The sequence below is a fragment of the Streptomyces sp. MnatMP-M17 genome (assembly GCF_900091995.1).
Taxonomy (GTDB): domain Bacteria; phylum Actinomycetota; class Actinomycetes; order Streptomycetales; family Streptomycetaceae; genus Streptomyces.
Map to the genome: position 1 here is coordinate 1 of NZ_FMDK01000338.1, position 7,097 is coordinate 7,097.

5 protein-coding genes, 1 tRNA gene and 1 pseudogene are annotated in these 7,097 nt (G+C 68.0%); 1 reads left to right on the forward strand and 6 read right to left on the reverse strand.

The features are described from left to right. Positions 1-1,378, reverse strand: a 1,378-nt coding sequence (locus GA0115259_RS15715; protein ID WP_107469195.1) for an MFS transporter, incomplete at its 3' end; no start/stop codon positions are given. 230 nt (positions 1,379-1,608) lie between these two features. Between GA0115259_RS15715 and GA0115259_RS15720 the strand changes: the two genes are divergently transcribed. Beyond that, positions 1,609-1,680, forward strand: a tRNA-Cys gene (locus GA0115259_RS15720). A gap of 52 nt (positions 1,681-1,732) precedes the next feature. Here GA0115259_RS15720 and GA0115259_RS15725 read toward each other — a convergent pair. From GA0115259_RS15725 to GA0115259_RS15745, 5 genes and pseudogenes are all read right to left on the reverse strand, one after another. Next, positions 1,733-2,401 (reverse strand): hypothetical protein, encoded by a 669-nt coding sequence (locus GA0115259_RS15725; protein ID WP_141716582.1) that lies wholly within the window; start codon positions 2,399-2,401, stop codon positions 1,733-1,735. Between the two features lie 49 nt (positions 2,402-2,450). After that, positions 2,451-4,790, reverse strand: a complete 2,340-nt coding sequence (locus GA0115259_RS15730) for a hypothetical protein (RefSeq protein ID WP_093596768.1) — start codon at positions 4,788-4,790, stop codon at positions 2,451-2,453. Between the two features lie 13 nt (positions 4,791-4,803). Next, on the reverse strand, positions 4,804-5,229 hold the full coding sequence (locus tag GA0115259_RS15735; RefSeq protein ID WP_093596771.1) for a hypothetical protein: 426 nt from the start codon (positions 5,227-5,229) through the stop codon (positions 4,804-4,806). A 70-nt stretch (positions 5,230-5,299) separates the two neighbouring features. After that, positions 5,300-6,706 carry a type VII secretion-associated serine protease mycosin gene (mycP, locus tag GA0115259_RS15740; RefSeq protein ID WP_093596774.1) on the reverse strand — a complete coding sequence of 469 codons (1,407 nt, stop codon included), beginning with the start codon at positions 6,704-6,706 and terminating at the stop codon, positions 5,300-5,302. A gap of 46 nt (positions 6,707-6,752) precedes the next feature. Next, positions 6,753-7,097 (reverse strand): annotated as a pseudogene (locus GA0115259_RS15745) (hypothetical protein); the annotation flags it as partial.

A 7,097-nucleotide genomic window follows, 5' to 3' on the forward strand; every position in this document is an offset into this window, starting at 1 on the left:
CGGCGCCGGTCACGGCCGAGGCGGTGTGGCCACCCACCGCGCCGCCGCCCAGGGCCGCGAAGGCCGCGCCGCCCGCCGCCAGCAGCAGGACGTTCGACAGTCCGTCGGAGATCTGGAGCGCGGCGGAGTTCGCGCCGGCCTCCTCCGGCGAGGACAGCTTGAGCAGCAGCACGCTCGTGGAGGCGATCACCGCGCCCATGCCGAGACAGCCGACGCCCCAGGCGATTGCGACGATCCAGACCGGTACGGCCTCGATCAGCACGCTCGGCGCGGTCGCGATGGCCACGGCGACCAGCACCATGCCGCCCGCCATCAGCCGTTCGCGGTACGGCTCCATGCGCGGCCTGGACTGGATGTACGAGCCGAGCGCCCAGGTCGCGCCGCCGAGCGCGAGCGAGAGCCCGGCCATCGTCGGCGACAGTCCGCGCTGGGTGACGAGCATCAGCGGTACGAAGCTCTCGGCGGCGATGAAGGAGCCCGCGGACACACCGCGCAGCAGCACGACGGACGGCAGTCCGCGCGCCGCCCGCCAGGTGCCGCCGGGCAGCAGCCCGAGGACGGCGGGAACGAGCAGCGCCGCGCCGGCGGCGGCCGGGAGCAGGGAGAGCGGGCGCAGCTCCTGGCCCGCGTACTGGAGCAGCCCGGCGCCCAGCGAGATCCCGAACGCGAGCCGGATCCTGCGCCGGTCGAGTGCGACGGGCGGCGCGGAGGGATCGGCGGGCCCGGAGGCCATGCGCCGTATCGCGGGCAGGGCGAGCGCCAGCGGCAGCACGATCAGGGCCGGGATCCCGAGGAAGACCCAGCGCCAGCCGAGATGTTCGGTGACGGTGCCGGAGGCGAGCGGCCCGACGACGGACGGGATCACCCAGCTCGCGGCGAACGCGGCCATGATCGCGGGCCGCAGCCGCTCCGGATAGGCGCGGCTGACGACGACGTACAGCGCGACGATGACCAGCCCGCCGCCGAGTCCCTGGACGGCGCGACCGACGATGAACAGCCACATCGTGCCCGCCGTGCCGGAGAGCAGCAGCCCGGCGCCGAAGGCGCTGATCCCGGTGGCGAGCGGCGCGAGCGGCCCGCTGCGGTCGGCCCACTGCCCGGAGAGCACCATGGCGAAGAGGCTGGTGGTGAAGTACGCGGAGAAGGCGAAGGCGTACAGCGCGATCCCGTGCAGCTCCCGCGCGGCCACCGGCATGGCCGTACCGACGGCGGTCGCCTCGAAGGCGATCAGCAGGACGACGGAGACGATGCCGATACTGAGGGCCCGGTGCACGGGACCCAGGACACCACCCTGGCCATGGGCCTCGTCGGACGTCGGGAGCACGGCGTCACGGTCGACGGGAGCGACATCGGCGCCGCCCGGTTCCAGGGTGGTCATAGGCACAGCGTAAGGGCCTATTCCCTGGTTGATCCCTGTCAGGTGACGGATCCGGGCTGGTCCCTTGGTCGTACGACCGTGAACGGAGTGTGGCAGTCGCGTTGCACCACCGCCACCCGCCTTGAGCCCGGCCCGCCGCCGCTCTACGGTCGAGTGAAGCAACAGGGACCCACTGAAGAAACTGAAGAAACCGCAGAAATCCAAGAAACCGAACAACATGCCAGAGACCTGGCCGTGTGCCCGAGTGGTTCAGGGACTCGCCTGCAAAGCGAGTTACGCGGGTTCGATTCCCGCCACGGCCTCTGCTGTCCCGCCCGGACGAGAAATTCGTCCGGGCGGGATACGGCAAGATCCTCAGCGGTATTGCGAGGGCGACTCCTGCGAAGGATCGGGCTCGGGCTTCGGCCGGAGTACCGCCTTCTGCGGAAGCCCTCCGTTGTTCTCGCACTCCAGCTTCTTCGCCAGGGCGAATGACGCCGCGTGGAGGACGGTGAGATTGTCCTCGCGCAGGGCCTGGCTCTCCGGCACGTCACGCTCCCTGAAGCTCATCAGGCCCACGATGCGTGCGGGATCCTTGTCCGAGCCGTCCAGTTGGGGGCTCACACACTCGAAGCGGAGCGAGGAATTCTTGGCTCCGGCCACGGCTTGCTTACCGAGTTCGTAGAGCCGCTGGCTCGCCGAGTGACGGTTGTCCAAGACGTCTTCCGGTTTGTAGAAGCCGAAGCTGATGTTCATGCGCCCGGAACCACGCTTCTCGCCCTTGATCTTGCAGAATTCGCCGGCGCTGGTGTACACGCTCTGCCCGTCCGCGTAGAGATCCTTGACCGCGGTGGCCACCTTGCCGAGCTTGTCGTCACCGCTCGCGAAGAAGCTCGTGTCGCCGATCGCGCTCTCCACGGCAGCCACCGCATCGTCGGAGAACACGGAACCACAGAGCTTCCCGGCAGCAACGAAGCGAGGCTCCTCGCTCTCGCCGCCGCCGCACGCCGATGCACCAAGGCCGAATGCCAGCACGACACCCACGGTCCGTGCGATGTTCCGTATCCTCACAGCTCTCGCTCTTTCTCTTGTCTCAGCCGGTCTCGGGATCATTGCCCTGCTGGTTCTCCCGGTCATTGCCCTTCGCATAACCGAGATCGACGGAGTCCCGGAGATCCCTGCCGAATTCGCTGTTCATATCGATGCCGTGCTTGTCACGGAAGTACTTCATGGGCGCCTCCGCACTGTGCTCACCGGCCCGGAACACGGTCGTCTTCTCCTCCCGGGTCAGCTCCTCGATCTTTTCCTTGTGCTCGTCGATGGAACCGTCCGACCAGTCGCCGATGACCTGACCGGCGATCTGCTCCAGCGCTCCGCTGCCCGTGTCGACGGCCAGCGGCACCAGGATGGCCGCCGCTCCGACGGCGGCGGTGGCCGGCAGAAACGCGACTCCGGCGGCGATCGCGGTGGTCGTGCCGAACTCGACCCAGGCGGACCGCTGCTGCTGTGCCTTCTCGTACTCCTCGTGCAGCTTCAGGCCCTCTGCCTCGACCTGATCGGCACGCGACTGGTCGAGCATTCCCTGGACCTCGGCGCCGACGCCCACGGCCGCCCGCGCCGCGCCCTGGTCGGGCCGGCCGTCCGGGCCCACCGTCGCCTCCAGCATGCTGGTGGTGTAGATCCGCTCGGCGGTGGTGACGGACGCGTACGCGTCAGGGTGCTGGCCCAGGGCACTGAGGAAACCACGGGCGTTGTCCCGGCCGAACTCGGCATGGGCGTCCGGATTCTTGTCCGGCGCGAAGATACTGCCTTCCAGGTTCTCTTCCAGCGCCCAGTTGATGTCGTCGATATAGCCGGCTCCCATATGGCCCATGCTGTCCGCCAGCGCCTCCTGGTGCTTGAGCAGACCTGGGTCCTGACCGTACTTTTCGGCGACCTTTTCCATAATGGCGGAATTCGTTCCGTCCCGGACGGCGTTCGGATCCGGGCTGTCCCAGGAATAACCGAGCGTGGCGGACTCCAGGGCATGGCCCAGCGCGTCCGGCATATACGCCATGGACTTGGCCGCGTCGTCGGGATCATGACCGTCGATGTCGGGGAACGACTCGTACTCCTCGCTGGCGAAGTAGTCGAGGTAGCTCTCGATGGGACGGCCGTCCTTGCCCTTGCCGAGGTTTGCGTCAGCACCCGTGTTGACGGTGCCGTCCTCGTTGTAGGCCGTGGGCTCGGCGGAGAAGAACTGCTTCGACGCCTCCGGACTGTGCCCGAGCGCCTCCAGCATGCCGACGACCGGATCGTAACCGGAACCGTTCACACCGGACGGATTGAAGAGGTTCTTCTGCCAGCCGCCCATCGACTTCGTGTCGGCGAACATGTACGGGTCCTTCTGGTGCAGCTGGACCACATGTTCGGCTATCGGATTCAGGAACTTCGGGTCGTAGTTGCCGTACCGCATGATCCCGCCGAGGAGCTGATATCCGAACGGCGGATTCATGTCGTTCCTGATCAGCGGGATGCGCTCGGTGCCGAGCCGTCGCATGTCCTCGGACCACTTCTGCGTCCACGGGTCGTTCTCGCCCGTGGGGCCGGTGGCGGTGGCCAGGTTGAGACCCAGGTTCCGCTGAAGCGCCTGGACGTCCTTGAGGCGTTCCTCGTCGAGTTCGGAGTAGTCGTAGGTGTCCGTGGCCAACTGGCCGAAGAACTTCAGGGATCCCTCGGGGCCGAGGCCCTCGTAGAACGTTCTGGAGAACTCGCGTGACGAGTGGTTGTCCGCCAGCAGTTCGTTGAGCTGCTGGAGTTCGGCGTGGGTGAGATCACGGCCCTTCTTCGCCAGGTCGACGGCGCGCTGTGCCTCTTCGGCGTCCAGGCTGTCGTACTTCGGCGCGCTGAAGTTGTGCTGATCGGCGGTGATGTTCGCCGTGAGCGCGTTGGCCGTGGCCACATCGGCGTCGTCGCACGTCTCCACGACGGCGTCGATACGCCGCTGCATCGCGTCGATCTTGTTGTTCTGCGTGCGCAGCATCTCGCTGAAGTCGGGGTCGTGGCGGGCCCCTTGGTCCTTCTCCAGCGGATACCGGGCCTCGACCCGGCCATGGGCGGTGACGACCAGGCCCTGGGCCGGCGCGTCCGTGTCCATGAGCTTCTTGAGGTCGTCCTTGGCCTTCTTGAACGCCTCGTAGCCGTCCGCCAGGATCAGCTTGATGCCCTTGGCCGCCTTCGCCGCGTCGTCGAACTCCTTGGCCGTCTTGTCCACGAACGGCTTGGTGACCTCGGCGTTGACGCCTCGCCAGTAGTCGTCCTTGGCCCTGGCCGCCATGGTCGTACGCGCGTCCTCGGCGAGCGTCTCCAGCTTGGTGGTCATCTCCGACCAGTCGTCCGCCGCCGACTTCAGCTTGTCCAGCGGAGCGTGGTACACATCGTTGAAGGTCAGCATCACTACCCCGCGGCTACTTGAAGTACTCGTTTATCCTGGACGCCGCCAGAGCGGCCGTGATCTCCTGCTCTTCTCGCGCGTGCGACGCCGCGCTGTAGTCCAGGTGGTTGGAGATATTCGCGCACGCGTCGAGCAGTGTGCCGAGCTGCGAGCTCCAGGTGTCATGGACGGTCCGCATCGCGGCGCCGGTACGGAAGTTGTTGACGGTCATCATCGTCGCCGCGTCGGAAGTGCTGCCGGCGGCGTGGTTGCCGTCGGACTTGAGCCGTCCGTGCAGCGCATACGCCGCGCTCCCAATCTCCCCGAGCTTGTCCTGGCTGACGCTCAGATCGGCGCTCCCGCCCCCGCCCGATCCCTCGTCGGGAACCCTGTTCAGCCGCATAGCGGTATTGGCTGTGGCATCGGTGCGGGCGGATGCCCACTCCTCGTCGAACGACATGGCTTCCCCGTTGAATGAACTGAAAAGGTTGAGACCGAACCGAAAGAGCCGAGACGGCGACGCGAATCCGTTATGGCCGCGGTGGACCGTACGGCGGGTACTGCTGTGGTGCCTGATTCGGCTGCTGCTGCGGATACTGCTGGGGCGGCGGCCCGTACTGCGGAGGCCCGTACTGCGGTGGACCCGACTGCTGCGACTGCTGAGGCGGGTACGGAGTCTGCTGGTACGGGACGGGCGCGAAGGCCGGGGGCTGCTGCGCAGGCGCGGCGGCACGACGGCGGGAGCGTACGAGCGGTACGGCGACGGCGGCGCCGATGAGCAGGGCCGCGCCGACGCCCAGGCCGATCCAGAGCCCGGTGTTGCCACCGTCGTCGGCCGCGGCGGCCGGTGCGGGCGGCTGAGTCTCGTCACCCTTGCCGTCCTCGGCACCGCCGCCCGCCTCCTTGGACGCTTCGGGCGAAGGCGCCTTGGAGGCGGCTGCCGCGAGGTCGGGCAGCGGGTACTCATCGGCCGGGCCGGGATCGCCGGGATCGGTGAGGGCGATCCGGGGGCGGACCATTCCATAACCGACATAGTCGTTCCGCTCGGCGCCGCTGGTAGGACCGCCGGCGGTGTTGAGCATCACGCGCAGCACCTGGTTGTTCGTCCAGTCCGGGTACTTGGACCAGATGAGGGCGGCGGACGCGGAGGCGAGGGCGCTGGCGTCGCTGGTGCCGCTGGTGTTGCACAGGCCGGTCTCACCAGCGCAGGCGTTGATGATGTCGATGCCCGGAGCGACCAGGTCGACCTGGAGACCGGTTTGTGATTCCTCGGTCGCCTTCAGGTCCTTGCCGACCGCCCCTACACCGATGACGCCCGGCGTCGCCGCGGGATACTTGGGAGCGCCGTGCCTCCCGTCGTTGCCGACGGCGGCGAAGATGAGTTTGCCCTTGCCGAGCGCGTACTTCACGGCCTCGCGGGAGGCAGCACCGTCGTACAGCCCGCCTTGCGAGATATTGATGATCTTCGCTGCCGAATCGCCCGCGTACCGAATGGCCTCCGCCTCTTTCTCGTCGCCCTGCCTACCGGCGCTGAGATCCACTCTGATGGGAAGGATCTTCGCTCCGGGCGCGAGACCGAAGGCCCCGTCCCCGCCATGGCTCTTACCCGTGGCCGCGATCAGAGCCGCCATGCCCGTTCCATGGTTGCTGATGTCGTCCCGCTCGTCCCCAGGCTTCACGGAGAAGTCCTTGCCGGGCAGCACCTGCCCTTCGAGGTCTGGCTCCGGGTCTACACCCGAGTCGATGACGGCGACCGTGACGCCCTCGCCCGTGCTGGTCCGCCACATCTCCTCGGCCTTCATGATGTCGAGGTGCCACTGTCTGGAGCGGACCGTCTCGGCGTGGGCCGGAGTGGCCGCCACGCCCGCCAGCAGCAGGCCCAGAGAGCCGGATATGAGCACGTTCCACCGAGCGGTTCGGATGCTGCTGGCGCGCATGTACGGTCCTTCTCACCGGATTCGGGCAGGGGCGGATGGCGACGGTTCAGTCGATGACCGGCGGCACGATACGACGGCCGCCCTGCTGCCAGGTCTCTTCGTCTTCTGTCAGATAGTCGGGACGCTGTCCGTCCTCGTCCTCGGGACGGCGAGCGCCACGCCGCGTGGGATGCGGCACCATGCCACCGCGGCCGGCCTGCGAGGAACGGGCTCCACCGTCTGCTCCGGCACCACGGACCAGGCCCGAGCCGCCAGGTGTGAAGGGCCGGCCACCGGCCGTCCCGGACTGCTGTGCCCGGCCGGCGACCATGCCACCGGTCTCGCCCGCCAACCGGCGCCCACCGGCCGTACCGCCGGAAGTGCCCGCGCCACCGCCCATCGCGCCACCGGT